The sequence below is a fragment of the Arthrobacter sp. J156 genome (assembly GCF_056172865.1).
The window spans coordinates 47,702-66,603 of record NZ_CM149650.1; the positions used below are offsets into that span (position 1 = coordinate 47,702).

The following is an 18,902-nucleotide window of genomic DNA, read 5'->3' on the forward strand; positions in this document are numbered from 1 at the left end:
CTCAGGCGACGGGCGGGAGAAGCGACGCGATCAGGGCCTCGACGCGTTCCCGGATCTCGTCGCGGATGGGACGGACCGCGTCGATTCCCCGGCCGGCGGGGTCATCGAGCTTCCAGTCCTCGTAGCGCTTGCCGGGGAAGTAGGGGCACTCGTCGCCGCACCCCATGGTGATGACGACGTCGGAGGCCTGCACGGCGTCAGTCGTGAGGACCTTGGGCGTCTCGGCGGAGAGGTCGATCCCGAGCTCGGCCATCGCGGCGACGGCCGCCGGGTTCACGGTCTCGGCCGGTTGGGAACCGGCGGAGCGGACCTCGATCCGGCCTTGCCCGAGCTCGGTCAGGAAGCCCGCCGCCATCTGGGAGCGGCCGGCATTGTGGACGCAGACGAAGAGCACCGAGGGCCTGGCCGGACCGGCGGCGTGGTTTCCGGAAGCGGGAGGAACGGGGACGGGGCTGCCCATGGGTCAGGCCTTTCGGGTCGTGGTGGTGGCGGGAGCAGGGCGCGGGGCGGGGGATCCGCCGTCGTGTCCTGTCGTGGGAAAGAAGCGGCGCGACCACAAGGCCGCGTAGACAAGCGCGACGAGGACGGGCACCTCGATGAGGGGCCCGACGACGCCGGCCAGGGCCTGCCCGCTCGCGGCTCCGAAGGTGGCGATCGAGACGGCGATGGCGAGCTCGAAGTTGTTGCCGGCCGCAGTGAAGGACAGCGTCGTGGTCCGGGCGTAGCCCATGCCCAGGCCGCGCCCGATGACCATCGACGCGCCGAAGACCACCACGAAGTAGACCAGCAGCGGCACGGCGATTCGGGCGACGTCCAACGGCCGGGCGATGACGGCGTCCCCCTGCAGGGCGAAGAGGACGACGATCGTGAAGAGCAGGCCGTACAGCGCCCACGGGCCGATGCGCGGCAGGAAGCTGGACTCGTACCAGTCCCGCCCCCTGGTCCGCTCGCCGACGGTCCTGCTGAGGTAGCCCGCCGCGAGGGGCACGCCGAGGAAGACGAGGACGGAGAGCGTGATCGCCCCGACGGAGAACTCGGCGGACGTGGTCGGCAGCCCGAGCCAGTCGGGAAGCGCCTGCAGGTAGAACCAGCCCAGCGCGCCGAAGGCTGCCACCTGGAACACGGAGTTGACGGCCACGAGCACCGCGGCGGCCTCGCGGTCGCCGCAGGCCAGGTCGTTCCAGATGAGCACCATGGCAATGCACCGGGCCAGGCCCACGATGATGAGCCCCGTGCGGTACTCGGGCAGGTCCGGCAGGAACAGCCAGGCCAGGCCGAACATCAACGCCGGGGCCAGCAGCCAGTTGATGACGAGCGAGGTGGCCATCAGCTTGCGGTCGCCGACGACCCGGCGGGTCTCGTGGAACCGGACCTTGGCCAGGACGGGATACATCATCACGAGCAGGCCGAGGGCGATCGGCAGCGAGACGCCGGCGAGCTGGACGGACTCGAGCGCCACCCCCAGGCCTGGAACGAGCCGGCCGATGCCCAGCCCCACGGCCATCGCGGCCAGGATCCAGGCGGGGAGCCACCGGTCGAGGGTGGCGAGTCCCAGGCGCCGAGGAGCGGAGGACCGAGAGGTGGAAGGGCGTGGGGCAGCTGGCACGGGGTGCTCCGATGGGTGGGGCAGGCGACGGGACAAGATCGATTCCATCGATGATCATCGATGGATTGAGTATCGTGGACTATATTCATGAGTGTCAATGTGAAGCCATTCGAGGAGACGCCATGCCCACGCCTTCGGTGACCGTCCAGCACGAGCGGGGCGCCGGGGATGCTGCGCCGGTACCTGGGACCGTGCCCGGGTCGGCATCCGTGGCAGCGTCCGCTTCCGGCTCCGCTTCCGATTCCGGCGCGTGCGCCGGGACCGAGTGCTGCGCGCCCTCCGGAGCGCCCGTCCGACTGGCCCGGGCGGAGGCCGACCGCCTTGCGGCCCGCTTCAAGGCGCTGGGGGATCCGAACCGCCTGCTGATCCTCTCGATCGTCGCGGCGGCCGACGGGCAGGAGGCCTGCGTCTGCGACATCACCGAGCCCCTCGACCTGGGGCAGCCCACCGTCTCCCACCACTTGCGGGTCCTGGTCCAGGCAGGCTTCCTGTCCCGCGAGAAGCGCGGCGTGTGGGCCTACTACTCGCTGGTCCCCGGCTCGCTCGACGCGCTCGCCGGCCCCGAGCTCGGCCTCCGCGGCTAGCTCAACCCCGGTGGTGGGCCGGGTCCGCGTCCAGGACGTGCTCGGCGTACTGGAGCACGTTGGCCACGAGCAGCGCGACGTGCTCGTCCGGCTGCGTGTAGAAGACGCTCGTGCCCTCCCGCCGGCTGGCGACGAGCCCGGCGGCCCGCAGTTTGGCCAGGTGCTGGGAGACGGCCGGGGCCGGGCGGTCGAGCTCCCCGCACAGCGCGCCGACGGACAGTTCCCGCCCGTCGAGCAGGGCGAGCAGGGCCAGACGCGTCCGGTCGGCGAGGAGCCGCAGGACCTCGACGGACTGCCCGAGTTCGGCATCGCCCGGCAGGGCCGGGCCGGTCGCCTTGACGTAGCTCATGGGCCTATTCTGCCGTGCCCGCGCCCGCCCGGGGTTCCGGGCGCGGCTGGGGTGCGGTGCCGGCGTCGCGCTCCTCCTGCCCCAGGGGCGCCGGGGGACGACGCCGGGGCCAGAGCCAGGCTGCGCAGGCGGCGGACGCGCCGGCGAGGCCAGCGAGGAGCCACGCCGTGGGGCCGAGCCCCCAGGAGCCGAGCCAGCCGGCCAGCGGATAGGTCAGGAGCCAGCACGCGTGGGAGAGCGAGAACTGAGCCGCGAACGCCGCGGGCCGCCGGGCCGGTTCGACGTGGCGCCGGATCAGGCGGCCGACGGGCGTCTCCACCGCGGACCAGCCGATTCCGATCGTGAACCACAGCGCGGCGATCCCGGCCAGGGTCCACGTGTGCGCTCCGGCCTGCGGCGCGGCCGGTGCGGTGGTGGACATGATGGCGGACGCTGATGTGGATGCGGAGGCGGTGGCGGAGCCCAGCAGGAGGGCCGCGGCCGCGGTCGTTCCGGCCAGCAGGGCCGCGCCGCCGAGCATCGCCTCCCGCTCCCCGATACGCTTGAGCGCCGCCGGCAGGGCGAGCGCCGCCGCCATGGACCCGGCCCCGTTGGCCGCGAGCAGCCAGGCGACGGCCGCCGCGTCGAGGCCGAGGACGGACCGGGCGATGACCACGGTCTGCACGATGACGAGCGCCCCGGCCGCCGCGACGGCGAGGTTCAGGACCAGGATGGGGCGCAGGGCGGGCGTGCCGAGGAAGAGCGCGGTGCCCTCGCGCGCCCTCGCGCCGAACGGCATCGCGGGCCCGCTACGACGGGAGGAGTCCGGGTCGGCGGTGGCTTCCGGCGTGGCCTGGGCATCGGCTGGGTTGTCCGCGGTGGCGCCGGCTCCCTCGTTCGCCGCGCGCGGGCGCGGCAGGGAGGCCGAGATCACGAGCAGCGCGGACGCGCCGAAGCCGGCCGCCGTGCCGAAGAAGAGCGTGGGGGCGGGGATCACGAGCAACAGGGCCGCGGCGAGCATCGGGGACAACACGGCCTCGAGGTCGTAGGCGAGGCGGGAGAGCGAGAGCGCCGCGGTGTAGTCCTCCTCGTCCGTGAGGACCTCGGGGATGACGGCCTGGAACGTCGGCGTGAACGTCGCCGAGGCCGCCTGGAGGACGAAGACGAGGACGTAGACCTGCCAGATCCCGTCGACGAAGGGCAGCGACGCGGCGACGGCCAGGCGGAGGAGGTCGGCCCCGACCATGACCCGGCGCGGCGGGAAGCGGGCGAAAGCCGCCGCGGCGAGCGGGGCCACGAGCACGTAGGCGGCCATCTTGATCGCCAGCGCCGTGCCGAGGACGCCTCCGGCCCGGGGACCGGCGAGATCGTACGCGAGCAGGGCGAGGGCCACGGTGGCCAGTCCGGTCCCGGCCAGGGCCAGGACCTGGGCCCCGAAGAGCCGGCGGTACGCGGGGTGGGCGAGGGCGCGGAGCATGCGGTCATTCTGCCCTTGTATGCATCATTGCGCAACTAATGAAATGCGGAGGTGCGGCGGGCGGTCAGCGTCCCGTCAGTCGGCGGGCCCGCTCGAGGGCCGCTGCCAGGAACGGGCCCGGGTCGGGCGGAAGGCCCTCGTCGAGCCAGCTCGCCGCCGCGAAGTGCATGACGCCGAAGGCCAGCGAGACCGTCATGCGCGCGTCCAGCGAGCGCTCCCCGGCCACGCGCCCCGGGGAGGGGGCCCCGCCGGGTGCGGCCCCGGCGTCGTCCTCTTCGAGGCGTTCCCGGACCAGCTCGACGACCGTGCTCTGGGCCTCCTCCATCCGCGCGAACTCCTTGAGCGCGAGCGCGGGATGGGACTCGATGACCCTCCGCCGCTTCCGGAAGAGCTCCGGGGCCGCGCCGCCCATGCGCGCGAAGGCCTCGGCCAGCGTCGCGAGGAGGTCCTCGAGGGGGTCGCTGCCGCGGCCGGCGACGTAGGCCGCGCGCAGCTCTTGGTCCGGAAGGGGCGGCTCGATGCCGAGGACCGCCCCTTCCTTGGAGCCGGCGTAGTTGAAGAAGGTGCGCTGCGAGATGTCGGCGACCTCGCAGATCATCTCCACCGTCACGTGCTCGTAGCCGTGCTCGAGCGAGAGTTCGACGGCGGCGCGCTCGATCGCCTCGCGCGTCGCCCGCCGCTTGCGCGCCCGCAGCCCCTCTTCATGGGTGTCCGTCACGGGAGCGCCTACTCGTACCGCAGCGCGTCGATCGGGTTCTGGACCGCGGCGCGGCGGGCCGGAAGGGTTCCGGCGATGAACGCGATCAGCATGACGACCAGGACGACGACGGCGATCGAGGAGGGCTCGAACAGCATGATCCGCAGGCCCGGAAGCCCCGAGAGGACGGTGTCGGCGAGCGCGTTGCTGATCAGGGTGCCCGCGCCGATCGCGACGCCGGCCCCGAGGGCGCTGCCGAGGAAGCCGATGAAGACGGCCTCGAGGCTGAAGAGGCCGAACACCTTGCCGCTGCCCATGCCCATGGCCTTCATGAGGCCGATCTCGCGGGTCCGCTCCTGGACGCTCATGAGCAGCGTGTTGACGATCCCGAAGCCCGCGGCGACCAGGGCGATGACCGCGAAGGCGTTCAGGACGCCGATGATGCCGCTGATGACCGTCTGGAAGGCGCCGATCTGGTCCTCCGTGGTCATCGCCTGGAAGCCGTCGGCTGCGAGCTCGTCTTTGATCCGGTCGAGCTCGTCGTCGCCGAGGGCCGGGTCGAAGTGGGCGATCGCCCCGACGTATCCGCTCGGGGCGGCCGTGGTGCGCCCGGAGGACTGGATCTCGTTGAGCGCGTCGATGAGGTGGGTGTTCACGCCGGCGCCGAGGTCCAGGAGGGTGGTGTTCTGCACGCCGGCGACGGTCGCGGTGAGCGTCTCCTGCTCGCCGAGCGCGTTGCTCGCGCCGAGGACGACCTCGGCGCCGACCGCGTCGGCGGCGTCGGCGAAGCCGAGGGGCTCGACGTAGTCGCTCGGGAGGAGGATCTCGTGGCGGGCGTCGGTGGACAGGGCCGAGCCGGCGGCCAGGTCGGGGTTCGTCGCCGCGGAGAAGGGGTTGAGCGAGACCTCGAACCGGTCGCCGTCCGGCGTTCCGATGAAGTCGGCCGCGACCATCCGGCTCGGCTCGACCCGGTCGATGCCCGCGACGGCGGAGATGGCGTCGATGTCCGCGTCGCCGAGCAGCTCGCCGAAGCCGGGGGCGCCGCCGGGCAGGCCGCCCGCCGTGGCCTTCTCCGGGTCGTAGGGGGCCGGTCCCGAGTCGGTGGCGCCCTGCGCCTCCGGGGCGGCGGTGACGTTGAGGACCCCCTCGGCGCCGATGGCCCCGAGCTGGCTGTCGATGTAGCTCGAGATGCCGGCGCCGATGGCGCTCGTGATGGTCAGGGTGAACGCGCCGATGAAGATCGCCACGACCGTCAGGCCGGTGCGGAGCTTGCTGCGGAAGGAGTTCTGGACGGCGCTCGCGAGCAGGTCCGGGGCCCTCATGCCGCGACCTCGAGGCCGTCGCGGAGGTGGAGCTGGCGGTCGCAGCGGGAGGCCAGCTCGTGGTCGTGGGTGACGATGATCAAGGTGATGCCGTGTTCTCGGTTGAGCTGGAAGAGGATGTCCTCGACGACCTCGCCCGTGGCGGAGTCGAGGTTGCCCGTGGGTTCGTCGGCGAAGAGGACCCTGGGGTTGTTCACGAGGGCACGGGCGATGACGACGCGCTGCTTCTGGCCGCCCGAGAGGTCGGTGGCCTTGTTCCTGGCCTTGTCCTCGAGCTCCAGGGCGCGCAGCGCCTCCATGCCGCGGCGCGTGCGCTCCGCGGAGCCGACGCCGGCGATCTTCAGGGGCATCACGACGTTGTCCAGGACGGTGGCGTTGGGGACCAGGAAGAACTGCTGGAAGACGAACCCGAAGTCCTCGTTCCGCAGCCGGTTGATGTCGCGGCCCTTGAGGCGGGCGGGGTCGGAGCCCTTGACGGCGAGGCTGCCGGCGTCGGGGGCGTCGAGGAGGGCGAGGATGTGCATCAGGGTGGACTTGCCCGAGCCGCTCTTGCCCACGATGGCCACGGATTCGCCTTCGTGGACGGCAAGCGAGACGCCCTTGAGCGCGTTGAAGGCCCCCGCGCCGTGGCCGTAGGTCTTGTGGATGTCGTGGGCTTCGAGGACAGGGGTACCCATGGGCCGCCGTTCTGTGGTGCGGGGAGTGCAAATTAGCAGTTCTGCAAATATACACTTCTGCCGGAATTCCGATGATCCGCGACCACATTTCTTTCGGTTATCCGCAGGCCCGGTCACGGATTGATTGCACCTCGTCAGTAACATCGTCTCCGTGCTTCACACCGTCCCCAGCAGTGGATAGCGTTGATGCATCGGCGCCCCGAAAAGGCGGGGTGCCGGCGCCGTTTGGGGGCGGCCGAAACCTCATTGGGGAGGGAGCAGAATGAGCGTCGTAGAACACTTTCCGGACACGCACCTGATGACCGTGGCCGAGGTGGCCGAGGTCCTGCGGGTCTCGAAGATGACGGTGTACCGCCTGGTGCACTCGGGGGAGCTTCCGTCGGTCCACTTCGGGCACACCTACCGGGTGCCCGAGGAGGCCGTCCGGACGTTCTTGAAGTCCAGCGGCGGAACCGCGTAGCAGCACCGGCCCGTCGCCGACGACGGGCCGCGCCGGAACTCCGCGGTTCGGGAACCGCGACACACGGGGAAACAGGCCGCCGCCCCGGACCAAGTGGTCCGGGGCGGCGGCCTGTTGCGGGGGAGGGGGCGTTCCGTGGGCCGTCCGGGTCACCGGGACAGCTTGTTGTTCCTGGTCTCCTTCATGAGCAGGCCGGTGACGAGCGTGATCGCCGCGACGCCGATGAGGTAGTAGAGGAAGAGGTCCTGCCGCCCGGCCTGCGCGAGGGCCGTATTCACGTACGGGGCCGTGCCGCCGAAGATCGCGGTGGCCAGGGACAGCGGCCCGGCGACGCCGGCGGCCCGGACGCGCGTCGGGAAGACCTCCGCCCAGACCGCGCCGTTGACGCCGAAGAGCAGGGCCAGCGCGGTCAGCGCGATCAGCAGTGCGGTCAACGTCGTGGCAAAGGTCCCGTCCAGGAGCATGTTCACCGGAATCGTCAGGATGATGAAGGCGGCGCCGAACGCGATGACCAGCGGGCGGCGGCCGATCCGGTCGCCGAGCCAGCCCGCCGCGAGGATCGCCCCGAGGAAGAACACCTGCGCCACGAGGCTCGCCGTCAGGGCGCTCGAGGCGGACTGCCCGTGCTGCAGCTGGACGTGCGTCGGCATGAAGATCAGCCACGTGTAGAACATCACCGAGCCGCCCGCGGAGAGGCCGAAGACCACGAGGATGGCCCGCCAGTGGTGCCACAGTCCGCGACGGTCCGGGCCCGCGGAAGCCGGGCCGGCGGCGGCGGGTGCGGCCCCGGCGTCGTCCTGCGTGTCTTCCCGCGTCTCCTCGAAGGCGTCCGTCTCCGTCAGCCGGCGTCGCAGGTAGAGCGCGTAGAGGCCCAGGACGCCGCCGACGCCGAACGCGAGGCGCCAGCCCCATTCCCGCATGTCCGACTCGGCGAGGTTGGACGTCAGCAGCAGGCCCGTGAGCGTCGCCAGGATGGTGCCGAGCACGACGCTCACCCAGGACGTGCTGCCCCAGAGCGCGCGGCGGCCGGCCGGGGCGCGTTCGACCAGGTAGGTCACGGAGGTGCCCATCTCCCCGCCGTGGGCGAGGCCCTGCAGGAGCCGGGCGCTGAGCAGGACCACGGAGGCCAGCAGCCCCACGGACTGGAAGGTCGGGGCGAACGCGATCACGAGGCTGCCGGCGGCGGTGAGCATCATCGCCACCGTCAGGCTCTTGCGGCGCCCGGCGCGGTCGGCATACGCGCCGAACAGGAATCCGCCGAGCGGGCGGGTGACGAATCCGACGGCGAACACGGCGAGCGTCGCGAGCAGCGCCGACGCGGCGTTCTCGGGGTTGAAGAACTGCACCGCGAAGTACGGGGCGAAGATCGAGTAGATCGTCCAGTCGTACCACTCGAGGGTGTTGCCGAAGTTGACGGCGATCAGGTCGCGGACGCGGCGCGCCCGCCCGGCGTCGTGCGCGCGCCCGGCCGTGCCGGTGGGTGCGGTTCCGGCGCTCATGCCGCCCGTCCTTCCAGGCCGAGCTGGGCGTCGAGGTCCGCGCCGGGGACGCGCATCTCGAACGTCTCGCGCACGACCGTGTAGTCGAAGTAGCCGAGCCGCGCGATGGGCTCGATCTTCCGGATGTCCAGGCGGCCGTCGACCGTGATGACCTCGTCGTCGATGTGGATGGTCTCGACGCTCGCGAAGACGATGTCGATGGTGCCGACGTTGGAGGCGCCCTTGACGCGGTGCGTCGAGTGGTACTTGCACTCGAACTTCACGGGGCTGGCCTTGACCATCGGGACGGGGTGGTTGTCCGCGTAGACGCGCTCGAGGCCCAGGTGGTCGAACTCGCTCTCGTGCGGCTCGAGTGCCATCGCCGAGGTGTTCACGGCCTCGCGCAGGGGGTAGGTGGCCATGTTCCAGACGAACCATCCGGTGGTCTCGGCGTTGAGGACGGTGTCCTTGCGGCGGCCGTCCGGGTACTGGTTGGCGGAGAACATGACCATCGGGGGATCGAAGGTGAGGTTCTGCCACTGGCTGTAGGGGGCGATGTTCTCGACGCCGTCGGCGCTGACGCTCGAGAGCCAGCCGATGGGGCGGGGGACGGTGCAGCTCTTGAACGGGGAGAACGGCAGGGGGCTGGGTTCCGAGCCGGGGTTGTATTTCATGAGGGAGCTCCAAGGGTGATCGGTGTCACTATGACATGGCCACCGTACGCCATATATGCGGCGTATATCAAGGGTATGTGGCGGGGAGATGTGTAATCTCTTCTGGAAGGGGGTGACCGATGACCAAGGCGGACGAGGCCTACGAGCTGCTGGCCGAGATGATCGAGACCGGGAAGCTCAAGCCGGGCGACTTCTGGACGGAGGCCGGGCTCGTGGAGGAGCTCGGCGTCGGGCGGACTCCGTTGCGGGAGGCCGTGCAGCGGCTAGACCGCGACCACCTGGTGCGCATCCGGCCCGGCCACGGAATCGAGATCCCCTCCATCTCGGTGGACGACCAGTTGCGGCGCCTCGAGGTGCGCCGCTCCATGGAGGCCCTCGCCGTGGCGCTGGCCTGCGCCCGCGCGACCGACGGAGAGCTCGCCGTCATCCGCGCGCTCACCGGGGAACTGCGCGGCCTGGACGAGCTGGAACCCTACCTGGCCGCCGTACGGCAGACCCACGAGCTGCTCTCCGCCGCCGCGCACAACGAGTACCTGGCCGACGCGATGACCCCGCTGCAGGGACTCTCCCGCCGCTTCTGGCTCGCCAACATCGTCGACGCCGAGGCAGAGGTCGCCCGGGGCAAGGCGCTGCACCTGGACCTGCTCGACGCCCTCCTGGACCGGGAGTCCGGGCACGCCCAGCAGGCCGCCCTGGCGCTCAACGACTACCTCATGGACTTCGCGCTCGCCGTGGCCATCCGGCATTCGGAGGTCGGCCGCACCCCGCCGGTCAAGTAGAGGGGGCCCCGGCCCCGGGCGCTAGGGTGGGAACCTACCGGAACCGCGCGAAGGGCGACCCCCATGATCGAGATCCTGACCCCCGCCGAGCTGGACCGCGCCCGTGCCACGGGCGCGCTCGTGGCCGACATCCTGGACACGCTGCGCCAGCGCGCCGAGGTCGGCACCAACCTGCTCGAGCTCGACGGCTGGGCGCGGGAGATGATCGAGGCCGCCGGGGCGGTTTCCTGCTATGTCGACTACGCGCCGGCCTTCGGCCGCGGGCCGTTCGGCCACTACATCTGCACCTCGGTGAACGACGCCGTCCTGCACGGCCTGCCGCACGACTACGCGATCGCCGACGGAGACCTGGTCACGCTCGACCTCGCCGTCTCCCTCGACGGGATCGCCGCGGATTCGGCGATCAGCTTCGTCGTCGGCGAGGCCGCGCCGGAGAGCAACGCCCTCATCCGCGCCACCCGGGAGGCGCTGGCCGCCGGCATCGCCGCAGCCGGGCCCGGCACGCGGATCGGGGACCTCGCCCACGCCATCGGCTCGGTCCTCGAGGGGGCGGGCTATTCGGTCAACCTCGAGTTCGGCGGCCACGGGATCGGCTCCACGATGCACCAGGACCCGCACGTTCCCAACACGGGCCGGGCGGGCCGCGGGTACAGGCTGCGCCCCGGCCTGCTGCTCGCGCTGGAGCCGTGGGTCATGACGGACACCGCCGAGCTCGTCACGGACGACGACGGCTGGACCCTGCGCAGCGCGACCGGCTGCCGGACCGCGCACAGCGAGCACACGATCGCGATCACCGAGGACGGCGCCGAGATCCTCACGCTGCCGGCGCGCCTGCGCGGCTGAGCCCCCTCGCGGGCTTCCCGACCGCGCCCGCCCCGCGCCGCCGTCGTGCTCCCTTCCGCTCCTCGCCCCGCCGTCGTGCTCATTCCTGCGCACCTTTCGCCCTTGTTGCGCACCTTTACCCCGTGTGAACCGCGCCACCCCGGGGCCCTCCGGGTTACTTGAAGGGAAAAGTGCGCTGGGGGGGCGGGGGGGTTGCGAGGGGGTAGCGTGGGCCGGAAGCGGCCCCCGTGTGGTGGGGCCGGCGAGGCAAAGGAGCACCATGTCCGTCGTCGTCATCAACGCCCTGAACGTCCCCGAGGGGGCCGGCGCCGAGCTGGAGGCGCGCTTCGCCGCGCGCAAGCACGCCGTCGACAACGCCCCCGGCTTCGAGGGCTTCAAGCTGCTGCGCCCCACGGCCGGTGAGTCGCGCTACTTCGTCTACACGCAGTGGGCCACGCGCGCCGACTACGAGAACTGGCGGGACCACCGCGCAGCGCGCGACCACTCGGGCCAGGCGCCCGTCGCCTCGGGCGCGGAGCTGCTCGAGTTCGAAGTCGTCGAGCTCGGCTGATCCGCGCGACGGCCAAGAGCACGACGCCGGGGCCCGGCTCCCGTGCCTACCCCTCGGACCGCCGGGGTGCTGAGGCCTGCTGGTCGTCGAGCCAGCTGAGGGCACGGCTGCTGCCGGCCCAGGCGGCGCAGCCTTCAGTGCGTGTCTTCCTCGGTCAGGATCAGCAGTTCGCCCGGGGTGCAGTCCAGGGTCCGGCAAATCGCCGTGAGGGTGCTGAACCGGATGGACCGGGCGCGGTCGTTCTTCAGGATGGAGAGGTTAGCGAGCGTGATGCCGACGCGCTGGGCGAGCTCTGTCAGGGTCATTCCGCGCGCCTCGAGGAGCTCGTCGAGGCGGCAGTGCACGGCGTGGGCCGCATCGTCGGCCGAGGGAGTCATACGAGCCCGGCGACGTCGTACTGCATCTTCACGGCCCGCCGCCACACCCCGCCCAGGACGATCAGCACGAGGCCGAAGCCGATGGCCGTCCACGGCACGTCGGCCATGCTGAAGGGCGCCGGGATCACGCGTCCAGCTTCGGTTGACGTGTTGATCAGCCACGCGTGGAAGCCCCAGGTCGCGACGGACAGGGCGGCGGATCCGGCGGCGATCACGAGGCCGGCGGTCGTGAGGCGGCGGGCGTTCGCGGCCGTGAAGACGTCCTGGCGCCGGCTGTCTCGGACCAGGTTGGCCAGCTGCCAGGCCAGCACGGCCGCGACGAGCAGGGGAATTACGGAAAGCGCCACGAAGATCAGGGAATCCCAGCCTTTATAGGGCCAGACCTGGACGGAGAGGCCGTGGAGGATGTCCATGAGGTTCTGGTCTTCGGGGACAATCAGGGCGGTCTCCGTCTCCTCGAAGAGGTGGTCGTTGAGGCCCTCGAAGAGCGATCGGTCGGCGAAGTGGGGCTGGAGCCGGGGCCCGCTGCGGATGCCGGCCAGCGGTCCTTCCCGGTCGAGGACGTCGAGGTGGTCAAGCCAGTTCAGCATCGTCAGCTTGAGCCCGAAGGGACCCGCGACCCACAAGCCGGCCAGGACGAGCGACACGGCGGAACACGCCCTCAGGCCCATTTCGAGAAGTCGTTCCATGCCGTCCCCATCTCGTTTCACGATAATATCGACAAACGATATGGTCGGGATGCCGCGGCGTCAAGGGCCGGGCGGTTTCCGGGGAGACTGCGACGCGTCCTGCTCAAACCAGGCCCGGCCGTGGCGGTATCGGACGGCCCAGCCGTCGAAGCCGGCAGGGCGCAGGTCGATCCGGTCCAGCACTCCGTCCTGCGGGCGGAGGACGGCGGGCACGCGGTCCCGGTACTCGTCCTCGTCGAGGAACTCCGCCTCCTCCGTGGACGCCGTCACGGCCTCCACGCCGTTCGGCGTCCGCGCCACGGGGATCCCGGCGAAGAGCTCCCCGGCGAACGCGAAGACGTACGGTCCCGTGCCGCCCGCGTCCCGCGGAACGGGCGGCGTGGCCTCCCCGTCCCAGAGCCACGGCTGCTCCGCGATCCGGCGGAACCCGTCCGGCGCCAGCGCGTTGACCACGTCGATCCCGTGCTCGGGGCAATACGGGGCGGCGGGGACCAGCTCGTCGAACAACTCCGCGTCGTCCGGCCATCGCTCGAGCTCCGCGGCACACGAGCAATCGGGGCCGCCCTCACCGGGGACCATGCCCGTCTCCCGGCTCGGGTCGAGCACCACCGGGCCGCCCGGCGCGAACGGCAGCTGGCACACCGTGCCCGTGGCGCCGCCGACGACCACCTGGCGGGCAAGGCACCCGGCCCACCAGATCACGGCGAGCAGCCCGGCACCGAGGCCCACGGCGAGCGCCACGTCCGAGAAGGTCGTCTCGCCGAGCTCGGCCTCGGTCAGCCCCAGCTCGCCGGGCAGGATCCACCGCGCCGCCGCGAAGCCGGCCGCGGAACCGGCGGTGAACAACAGCGCCGTCTTCAGCCCACGCCGCCGGGCCAGCGACAGGCTGGCCCGGGCGCGCGGGCCGACCTCCACGGATTCGGACGTCGCGCCCGCGACGAGGAGGGCGCGGACGGCGGCGCCCCGGCGTCGTACTCCGAGCAGCTGGCACCCGGCCCAGCCGGCCGCGACGGCCGCGCCCGCCAGCCAGACCAGGGCCACGCCGGGCTTGCCCTCGAGGTGGAAGACTGCTGCGGCGTAGGCCAGGACGGGCGGCGCGGCGGCCGGGGCGCGCCGCCCCAGGGTCCAGGCGCCGAAGCAGAAGGCGAGCACCAGGTACAGCCCCGCCTGGTCGTAGGCCTCCCGCACGGTCCACGGGCCTTCCCACGTGGGCCCGTCGAGCTGCTCCCAGCCGCGGTCGGCGACGAACGCCGCGGTGATCGTGAGCGCGGAGGTGGCCGTCGCGACGATCCATTGCCGGGCCGCCGCCCGCTTCCCGCGCACCTTTCACGCCTCGCGCGCACTTTTACGCCGCGCGGACGCCGCTGACCAGGGGGTTTTAGAGTGCTTGAAGGTAAAAGTGCGCTGGGGAAGGGGGTGGTCAGGCCCAGGGGAGGACGACGACGTTGCCCGTCTTGCGGCCGGAATCCACCAGGGCGTGGGCTTCCGGGAGCGCGTCGAGGCCGCCGATCACGCGGGTGAACGGGTCGAGCGCGCCGCGGGCGGCGAGGTCCAGCAGGTACGCGACCAGCTCGGGGGAGTCGCTCGCGATCCCGGCGACGACCCGCCCGCGCGCCGTGATGGTGGTCAGCAGGTCGGCGGCGGCGAGCACCACGGTGCCGCGCTCGCCGGCGAGCCGCTTGCCGAGCGCGGCGGAGACGTTGCCGACCGCGTCGAGGACCAGGTCGAAGGGGCCGGTCAGCGATTCGACGGGCGTGCGCGTGTAGTCCACGGCCTCGTCCGCGCCCAGCCGGGCCAGGAGCTCCTGGTTGGCGGGCCCCGCGACGGCCGTGACGTGCGCGCCGAAGTGCTTCGCGAGCTGCACCGCCGAGGAGCCCACGGCCCCGGAGGCCCCGTTGACCAGCACCCTTGCGCCCGGCGCGAGGCGGGCCTTGTCGCGCAGGAAGTGCAGCGCCGTCGTCCCCCCGAAGAGCAGTCCCGCGGCGTCCGCGTGGCCGAGCTGCGCCGGCTTGGGCACGAGGATGCGGGCGGGGACGACGGCGAACTGGGCGTGGGTGCCGAGCCGTCCGTTCATCCCGGCGACCTCGTCTCCGGGGGTGTGGCCCTCGACTCCGTCGCCCAGTTCCTCGACGGTCCCGGAGAACGCCATGCCGAGGACCTTGCGGCGCGGGCCGCGCAGGCCGATCGCCAGGCGGGCCGGGAGGCCGAAGCCGCGCGGGAAGCGGCCGCCGCGCATGCGCGAGTCCCCGGCGGTGACGGCCGAGGCCTCGACGCGGACGAGGACCTCGCCGGGACCCGGTATGGGGCGCGGGACCTCGGTGACGTCGAGCGACTCCGGCGGGCCGTAGCGGTGCGCGATCGCTGCCTTCATGAACTTCCCCTTACACTCGTAAGCCTGTGGGATCGAGCGTAGGCTTACGGCTGTAAGAAGACAAGGGGTGGGACGTGAACGCGAGGGAACCATTGAGCCGCGAGCGCGTCGTCGAGGCCGCCGTGGCCGTCGCCGACCGCGGCGGTCTGGCCGCGGCGAGCATGCGCGGCGTCGCGGCGGAGCTCGGCGTGGAGGCGATGTCGCTCTACCACCACGTGGCCGGCAAGGACGCCCTGCTGGACGCGCTCGTGGATTGGGTCTTCGCACGGATCGAACTGCCCGGGGAGCGCGATCCGTGGCGGCCCGCGATGGCCGCACGCGCCGCCTCCGCGCGCTCGGTCCTGGCCGCGCACCCGTGGGCGCTGGGCCTGATCGAGTCCCGCCGCGTGCCCGGACCGGCGCTGCTCGCCCACCACAACGCGGTCCTCGGCAACCTGCGCGCCAACGGCTTCCCCGTCCGGCTCGCCGCCCACGCGTTCTCCGCGCTGGACTCGTACGTCTATGGGTTCGTGCTGACCGAACTGAACCTGCCGTTCGACGCCGCGGGGGACGGCGCGAACGGGGAGGCGGGGGACGGCGGGGGCGGGGGAGCCGGTCGGGAGGCGGCAGCGGGCCGGGCGGCGGGCGCGGGAGCCGTTGGGAGCGGAGACGCCGGCCGGGAGACTGGAGGAGCGGCCGCGGACTTCGCCGAGGGCCTCCTCGACGCCCTCGCGCCGTATCCGCACCTGCTCGAGATGGTCGGCGGGGTGGTCTCGCGGCGGGACTACGCCTACGCGGACGAGTTCGCGCCCGGGCTCGAGCTGATCCTGGACTCGCTCGAGCGCCGGCTGGAAGGCTGAGCCTGCGAGTGCCTGCCGTGCGCGGGCCGCGGAACCGGAGTGCGTCACGTTGGCGCAATGTGTGCCCCGCATCACGGCCGCGCGCCTACGCTGGACGGCAACGGTCGACGACGTCGCGGCCACCCACCCCAACCGCCACCGCACCGGAGGTTACTTTCCCATGCCCGCAGCAGAGAACACCGTTCTGTCCCACGACGTCCTCGTGGTCGGCGAGGCCCTGGTCGACGTCGTCCTGCAGGACGGCGGCACGCGGGAGCACCCCGGAGGCTCGCCGGCGAACGTCGCCTACGGGCTGGCCCGCCTCGGCCTGGACACGACGCTCCTGACGGCCCTGGGCGAGGACGCGCACGGGGCGCTGATCCGGGAGCACCTGTCCGGGGCCGGCGTCGGGCTCGCCCCCGTCGAGGCTCCGCTCGAGCGCACGGCCAGTGCGACGGCGGTGCTCGCCCCGGACGGCTCCGCCGAGTACGAGTTCGACATCCGCTGGGAGCCGGCACCCGTCCTGCCGCTGCCCCCGGCCCGGGCCATCCACACCGGCTCGATCGCCGCGTTCCTGGCGCCCGGCGCGGCCACGGTGCGCTCGATCCTCGAGGTGGCGCCGGCCGGCACGGTGATCACCTACGACCCGAACATCCGTCCCGCGCTGCTCGGCACGCACGCCGAGGCCCTCGCGGCGTTCGAGGAGCTCGCCCCGCTCGCGCACGTGGTCAAGCTCAGCGACGAGGACGCCGCCTGGCTCTACCCCGGTCGCGGGCTCGACGACGTCGCGGCCAGGATCATCGAGCTCGGCGCGCGCCTCGGCGTCGTCACCCTCGGGGCCGGCGGCTCGCTGCTGCGCAGCGCGGACCGGGAGCTGCGGGTCCCCGCGGTCGCCTCGCAGGTCGTGGACACCATCGGCGCCGGCGACTCCTACATGGCGGCGCTCATCGCGGGCGTCCTGGAAACGGGGACGGAGGAGCTCGGGGCGGCAGAACTGGCGCGGCTCGGCTCGCTCGCCGCGGCGGCAGCGGCCCTGACCGTGCGCCGGGCCGGGGCGAACCCGCCCACGCGCACCGAGCTCGACGGGCTGCTCGCCGGCGAAGGCTGAGGCCGGTTCACGGGCTCCCGGGTCCGCGTGGCCCGGCGGCGTCCGGGTGCGCATGCACCGAGATGGCCGGGGGAGCCTCCGTTCCCACTTCCGTGAACCCGCGGCCCGAGCGGGTCACCGCGAGCCCGGTGGAGGCCGGCCCCAGGTAGTAGGCGACGAACCCCGTGTCCGCGTCGTGCGCCGCCTCCGCCGGCAGCCGCAGCGGGCCTTCGCGCAGCGGAACCTCCCACACGGCAAGGCCGACCATCAGGCGCGCGGCGGAACGTCCTGCCACGCGCGCCCAGTACCCGAAAGCCAGGGCGGTGAAGAGGACGGCGAAGACGGCGCCTGCGCCCGGGTGGTGGCCCCTGAAGTCCAACCTCGGGAAGAGCCTCTGATACATCGGGTCCGGGTCCGAGACGACCTCGAAGTCCGCGATGAGGAAAAGGATGATTGCGGCCGCGGTGGTGCCGACGGCAAGGAGGACGCCCTTGCGGGCAGTCCGCAGGACGTAGGAGTCGACCCCGGCCCCGACCTCCGGGACGATTCCCCCGTCCGGCGTGTCCCGGGCGAGCGACGCCGCGGCCAGGGTGCCGCGGACGGACCGGCGGAGGCAGACGGCGGCCCACGCCAGGGACAGCACGGCGCCCGCAGCGGCAACGTAGGCGCCGCCGGATCCGTCGATCCCATAGGGGACCGCGAGCGCGGCGAGCACCGGCGGCGTCGCGATCGATGCGTGCCGGCCGAGGCCGACCCAGAAGAGTCCGACGAACACATAGGAGGCCCACGGGGGTCCGATGAGAAAGCCGCCGACGAAGTACTCGACGGCGGGGCCCCCGCCCTCGTCCGGCAGGAGGCGCTCGATGAGCAGCAGGCCGCCGACCGTCGCCCCGGTGATCAGCCCGGCGACGAGCGCCTGGAGCGCCGGGGACACGTCGAGGGGAAGGTCGCGCCAGCGGGCGGGATCGGGGCGGATCAGGCGGAGGCTGCGGGTCATGGTGTCCTTGGCTTCGGAGGCGTCACCGGCAGTCTAGGACGGCTTCGCCCACCGATCTCGCGCGGGGAGCGAGGCTGTGGATAGCGGGGTGCGCGGAGGACCCGCCGCGGCGCCGTCGTCCGCTTCCCCCTCCGTCGTCCGCTTCCCTCCCGTGGAAGACGGGCGCCTAGGCCGGCGGCACGACGTACCGCTCGGTGAACCGCCCGTCGTGATCCAGCAGGTGGCCCAGCCGCTTGGGCGTGCGCAGGACGATCTGCCGCCTGATCTTGACCCCCGTCTGGGAAAGCGAGTCGATCTTCGCCTCGAGGGCGTGCAGGACGCCCAGGCTGCGCAGCCACACGTCGAAGGTGAGGTTGGCCGGGCCCGCGGACGTGCCCACGTAGCGGACCTCGGGCTGCGCCGTCAGCGCGGCGGCGACCGCGGTGAGCTGGCGGGGCGGGACCTCGACGAAGTACCAGATGTGCACGGGCCACCCCGACCAGGCATTGACGACGTCCGTCCTCAACCTGAACTCGTCGCCGTGCAGCACCACGGCGATCCCGTCGTGGACCTTCTGCTCGCTCACGCCCAGGGTGCGGGCCAGCACGGAGGCCGGCACACGGGCATCTCGCCCGAGTTCCGCCATGAGGGCGCTGCGGAAGGCGGGATCCAGGTTCCTCGAGGCCCGGGCCCGCGGCGGACGGGGGCCGCTGATCCGGCCCGCCTCCTCCGGCTCGAGCGCCCTGAGGTTCCACCGGTCCCCGGTCTTGAGGATCGAGGTGGCGACGTGCGCCCGTACGTCCCGCACGCCGGGCAGTGACGGCACGGTCTCCAGGAGCATGGCGGCCAGCGCGGACGGGTGGGGCGCGTTGAGGGTCGCGACCAGGCACGTCCCCGAGGACGTGGCATCCAGCGTCATGGCCGTCGGCAGCTCCGCGAGGGTGTCCGTGACGTCGGCGAGCGCGCCGGGCTCGACGTCGATCTCCGCGAACGCCGTATGGCTCCGGGTGTTGATCCAGGTGGGGTGCCCGGTGGTCCTGACGAGGCCGGCCTCGTAGAGCCGCGCGAACCTTTGCGCGAGCGCCGAGGGGCTGGCGGACAACGCACGG

At 72.5% G+C, this 18,902-nt stretch carries 22 protein-coding genes; 7 read left to right on the forward strand and 15 right to left on the reverse strand.

Annotated features, from left to right (window positions below):
• Position 1 precedes the first annotated feature (1 nt).
• Positions 2-460, reverse strand: a complete 459-nt coding sequence (locus tag AC0QR5_RS00245) for an arsenate reductase ArsC (protein ID WP_329863391.1) — start codon at positions 458-460, stop codon at positions 2-4.
• Positions 461-463: 3 nt separating this feature from the next.
• Positions 464-1,504 (reverse strand): ACR3 family arsenite efflux transporter, encoded by a 1,041-nt coding sequence (gene arsB / locus AC0QR5_RS00250; protein WP_475372541.1) that lies wholly within the window; start codon positions 1,502-1,504, stop codon positions 464-466.
• Positions 1,505-1,815: 311 nt separating this feature from the next.
• Between arsB and AC0QR5_RS00255 the strand changes: the two genes are divergently transcribed.
• Complete coding sequence (locus AC0QR5_RS00255; RefSeq protein ID WP_430970762.1) at positions 1,816-2,190, forward strand: ArsR/SmtB family transcription factor; 375 nt, start codon at positions 1,816-1,818, stop codon at positions 2,188-2,190.
• 1 nt (position 2,191) lies between these two features.
• On the opposite strand, the gene AC0QR5_RS00260 is transcribed toward AC0QR5_RS00255, so the two are convergent.
• The 5 genes from AC0QR5_RS00260 to AC0QR5_RS00280 all read right to left on the reverse strand — a co-directional run bounded on the left by AC0QR5_RS00260 (position 2,192) and on the right by AC0QR5_RS00280 (position 6,691).
• Entirely contained in the window at positions 2,192-2,539 is a 348-nt protein-coding gene (locus AC0QR5_RS00260) for an ArsR/SmtB family transcription factor (protein ID WP_329863395.1), read from the reverse strand.
• Between the two features lie 4 nt (positions 2,540-2,543).
• Positions 2,544-3,995, reverse strand: coding sequence for an MFS transporter (locus AC0QR5_RS00265; protein WP_329863396.1), 1,452 nt, complete (start codon positions 3,993-3,995; stop codon positions 2,544-2,546).
• A gap of 64 nt (positions 3,996-4,059) precedes the next feature.
• The gene (locus tag AC0QR5_RS00270; RefSeq protein ID WP_329863398.1) at positions 4,060-4,713 is read right to left on the reverse strand and encodes a TetR/AcrR family transcriptional regulator; all 654 of its coding nucleotides are present in this window, start codon (positions 4,711-4,713) and stop codon (positions 4,060-4,062) included.
• An 8-nt stretch (positions 4,714-4,721) separates the two neighbouring features.
• Positions 4,722-6,014 carry an ABC transporter permease gene (locus AC0QR5_RS00275; RefSeq protein WP_329863400.1) on the reverse strand — a complete coding sequence of 431 codons (1,293 nt, stop codon included), beginning with the start codon at positions 6,012-6,014 and terminating at the stop codon, positions 4,722-4,724.
• On the reverse strand, positions 6,011-6,691 hold the full coding sequence (locus AC0QR5_RS00280) for an ABC transporter ATP-binding protein (protein ID WP_329863402.1): 681 nt from the start codon (positions 6,689-6,691) through the stop codon (positions 6,011-6,013). Before AC0QR5_RS00280 ends, AC0QR5_RS00275 begins: the two co-directional genes overlap by 4 nt.
• A 262-nt stretch (positions 6,692-6,953) precedes the next feature.
• Between AC0QR5_RS00280 and AC0QR5_RS00285 the strand changes: the two genes are divergently transcribed.
• On the forward strand, positions 6,954-7,151 hold the full coding sequence (locus AC0QR5_RS00285; RefSeq protein WP_329863404.1) for a helix-turn-helix domain-containing protein: 198 nt from the start codon (positions 6,954-6,956) through the stop codon (positions 7,149-7,151).
• 149 nt (positions 7,152-7,300) lie between these two features.
• Here AC0QR5_RS00285 and AC0QR5_RS00290 read toward each other — a convergent pair whose 3' ends face one another.
• Together AC0QR5_RS00290 and AC0QR5_RS00295 are read right to left on the reverse strand one after the other, a co-directional pair.
• Positions 7,301-8,650 (reverse strand): MFS transporter, encoded by a 1,350-nt coding sequence (locus tag AC0QR5_RS00290; RefSeq protein ID WP_329863406.1) that lies wholly within the window; start codon positions 8,648-8,650, stop codon positions 7,301-7,303.
• Positions 8,647-9,303 carry a flavin reductase family protein gene (locus tag AC0QR5_RS00295; RefSeq protein WP_329863407.1) on the reverse strand — a complete coding sequence of 219 codons (657 nt, stop codon included), beginning with the start codon at positions 9,301-9,303 and terminating at the stop codon, positions 8,647-8,649. Before AC0QR5_RS00295 ends, AC0QR5_RS00290 begins: the two co-directional genes overlap by 4 nt.
• A gap of 119 nt (positions 9,304-9,422) precedes the next feature.
• On the opposite strand from AC0QR5_RS00295, the gene AC0QR5_RS00300 reads away from it, so the two are divergent.
• The 3 genes from AC0QR5_RS00300 to AC0QR5_RS00310 all read left to right on the forward strand — a co-directional run bounded on the left by AC0QR5_RS00300 (position 9,423) and on the right by AC0QR5_RS00310 (position 11,475).
• On the forward strand, positions 9,423-10,082 hold the full coding sequence (locus AC0QR5_RS00300) for a GntR family transcriptional regulator (protein ID WP_329863409.1): 660 nt from the start codon (positions 9,423-9,425) through the stop codon (positions 10,080-10,082).
• Positions 10,083-10,145: 63 nt separating this feature from the next.
• Positions 10,146-10,925, forward strand: a complete 780-nt coding sequence (map, locus tag AC0QR5_RS00305; protein ID WP_329863410.1) for a type I methionyl aminopeptidase — start codon at positions 10,146-10,148, stop codon at positions 10,923-10,925.
• A gap of 259 nt (positions 10,926-11,184) precedes the next feature.
• Positions 11,185-11,475, forward strand: coding sequence for an antibiotic biosynthesis monooxygenase family protein (locus AC0QR5_RS00310; protein WP_329863412.1), 291 nt, complete (start codon positions 11,185-11,187; stop codon positions 11,473-11,475).
• A gap of 134 nt (positions 11,476-11,609) precedes the next feature.
• On the opposite strand, the gene AC0QR5_RS00315 is transcribed toward AC0QR5_RS00310, so the two are convergent.
• The 4 genes from AC0QR5_RS00315 to AC0QR5_RS00330 form a co-directional block, all read right to left on the reverse strand.
• On the reverse strand, positions 11,610-11,852 hold the full coding sequence (locus tag AC0QR5_RS00315; RefSeq protein ID WP_329863414.1) for a helix-turn-helix domain-containing protein: 243 nt from the start codon (positions 11,850-11,852) through the stop codon (positions 11,610-11,612).
• Positions 11,849-12,541 carry a DUF2975 domain-containing protein gene (locus tag AC0QR5_RS00320; RefSeq protein WP_329863416.1) on the reverse strand — a complete coding sequence of 231 codons (693 nt, stop codon included), beginning with the start codon at positions 12,539-12,541 and terminating at the stop codon, positions 11,849-11,851. The genes AC0QR5_RS00315 and AC0QR5_RS00320 overlap by 4 nt, the downstream gene beginning before the upstream one ends.
• A 60-nt stretch (positions 12,542-12,601) precedes the next feature.
• Entirely contained in the window at positions 12,602-13,864 is a 1,263-nt protein-coding gene (locus AC0QR5_RS00325) for a hypothetical protein (protein ID WP_329863418.1), read from the reverse strand.
• Positions 13,865-13,961: 97 nt separating this feature from the next.
• A complete protein-coding gene (locus tag AC0QR5_RS00330) occupies positions 13,962-14,912 on the reverse strand; it encodes an NAD(P)-dependent alcohol dehydrogenase (RefSeq protein WP_329863420.1) in 951 nt (316 codons plus the stop codon).
• Positions 14,913-14,986: 74 nt separating this feature from the next.
• Between AC0QR5_RS00330 and AC0QR5_RS00335 the strand changes: the two genes are divergently transcribed.
• Both AC0QR5_RS00335 and AC0QR5_RS00340 read left to right on the forward strand, forming a co-directional pair.
• Positions 14,987-15,751, forward strand: coding sequence for a TetR/AcrR family transcriptional regulator (locus AC0QR5_RS00335; protein WP_329863422.1), 765 nt, complete (start codon positions 14,987-14,989; stop codon positions 15,749-15,751).
• A gap of 160 nt (positions 15,752-15,911) precedes the next feature.
• The gene (locus tag AC0QR5_RS00340) at positions 15,912-16,838 is read left to right on the forward strand and encodes a carbohydrate kinase family protein (RefSeq protein WP_329863424.1); all 927 of its coding nucleotides are present in this window, start codon (positions 15,912-15,914) and stop codon (positions 16,836-16,838) included.
• A gap of 7 nt (positions 16,839-16,845) precedes the next feature.
• Here the strand turns inward: AC0QR5_RS00340 and AC0QR5_RS00345 are convergent, their stop codons facing one another.
• Positions 16,846-17,814, reverse strand: coding sequence for a hypothetical protein (locus AC0QR5_RS00345; protein WP_329863426.1), 969 nt, complete (start codon positions 17,812-17,814; stop codon positions 16,846-16,848).
• Between the two features lie 166 nt (positions 17,815-17,980).
• A complete protein-coding gene (locus AC0QR5_RS00350; RefSeq protein ID WP_475372547.1) occupies positions 17,981-18,895 on the reverse strand; it encodes a hypothetical protein in 915 nt (304 codons plus the stop codon).
• Between the last annotated feature and the right edge of the window lie 7 nt (positions 18,896-18,902).

What these genes read in the sequence shown, in the direction of transcription:
- AC0QR5_RS00245 (WP_329863391.1), bottom strand. Translation starts at nt 460, where the DNA reads ATGGGCAGCCCCGTCCCCGTTCCTCCCGCTTCCGGAAACCACGCCGCC.
- arsB (WP_475372541.1), bottom strand. Translation starts at nt 1,504, where the DNA reads ATGGCCGTGGGGCTGGGCATCGGCCGGCTCGTTCCAGGCCTGGGGGTG.
- AC0QR5_RS00260 (WP_329863395.1), bottom strand. Translation starts at nt 2,539, where the DNA reads ATGAGCTACGTCAAGGCGACCGGCCCGGCCCTGCCGGGCGATGCCGAA.
- AC0QR5_RS00265 (WP_329863396.1), bottom strand. Translation starts at nt 3,995, where the DNA reads ATGCTCCGCGCCCTCGCCCACCCCGCGTACCGCCGGCTCTTCGGGGCC.
- AC0QR5_RS00275 (WP_329863400.1), bottom strand. Translation starts at nt 6,014, where the DNA reads ATGAGGGCCCCGGACCTGCTCGCGAGCGCCGTCCAGAACTCCTTCCGC.
- AC0QR5_RS00280 (WP_329863402.1), bottom strand. Translation starts at nt 6,691, where the DNA reads ATGGGTACCCCTGTCCTCGAAGCCCACGACATCCACAAGACCTACGGC.
- AC0QR5_RS00285 (WP_329863404.1), top strand. Translation starts at nt 6,954, where the DNA reads ATGAGCGTCGTAGAACACTTTCCGGACACGCACCTGATGACCGTGGCC.
- AC0QR5_RS00290 (WP_329863406.1), bottom strand. Translation starts at nt 8,650, where the DNA reads ATGAGCGCCGGAACCGCACCCACCGGCACGGCCGGGCGCGCGCACGAC.
- AC0QR5_RS00295 (WP_329863407.1), bottom strand. Translation starts at nt 9,303, where the DNA reads ATGAAATACAACCCCGGCTCGGAACCCAGCCCCCTGCCGTTCTCCCCG.
- AC0QR5_RS00300 (WP_329863409.1), top strand. Translation starts at nt 9,423, where the DNA reads ATGACCAAGGCGGACGAGGCCTACGAGCTGCTGGCCGAGATGATCGAG.
- map (WP_329863410.1), top strand. Translation starts at nt 10,146, where the DNA reads ATGATCGAGATCCTGACCCCCGCCGAGCTGGACCGCGCCCGTGCCACG.
- AC0QR5_RS00310 (WP_329863412.1), top strand. Translation starts at nt 11,185, where the DNA reads ATGTCCGTCGTCGTCATCAACGCCCTGAACGTCCCCGAGGGGGCCGGC.
- AC0QR5_RS00315 (WP_329863414.1), bottom strand. Translation starts at nt 11,852, where the DNA reads ATGACTCCCTCGGCCGACGATGCGGCCCACGCCGTGCACTGCCGCCTC.
- AC0QR5_RS00320 (WP_329863416.1), bottom strand. Translation starts at nt 12,541, where the DNA reads ATGGAACGACTTCTCGAAATGGGCCTGAGGGCGTGTTCCGCCGTGTCG.
- AC0QR5_RS00330 (WP_329863420.1), bottom strand. Translation starts at nt 14,912, where the DNA reads ATGAAGGCAGCGATCGCGCACCGCTACGGCCCGCCGGAGTCGCTCGAC.
- AC0QR5_RS00340 (WP_329863424.1), top strand. Translation starts at nt 15,912, where the DNA reads ATGCCCGCAGCAGAGAACACCGTTCTGTCCCACGACGTCCTCGTGGTC.
- AC0QR5_RS00345 (WP_329863426.1), bottom strand. Translation starts at nt 17,814, where the DNA reads ATGACCCGCAGCCTCCGCCTGATCCGCCCCGATCCCGCCCGCTGGCGC.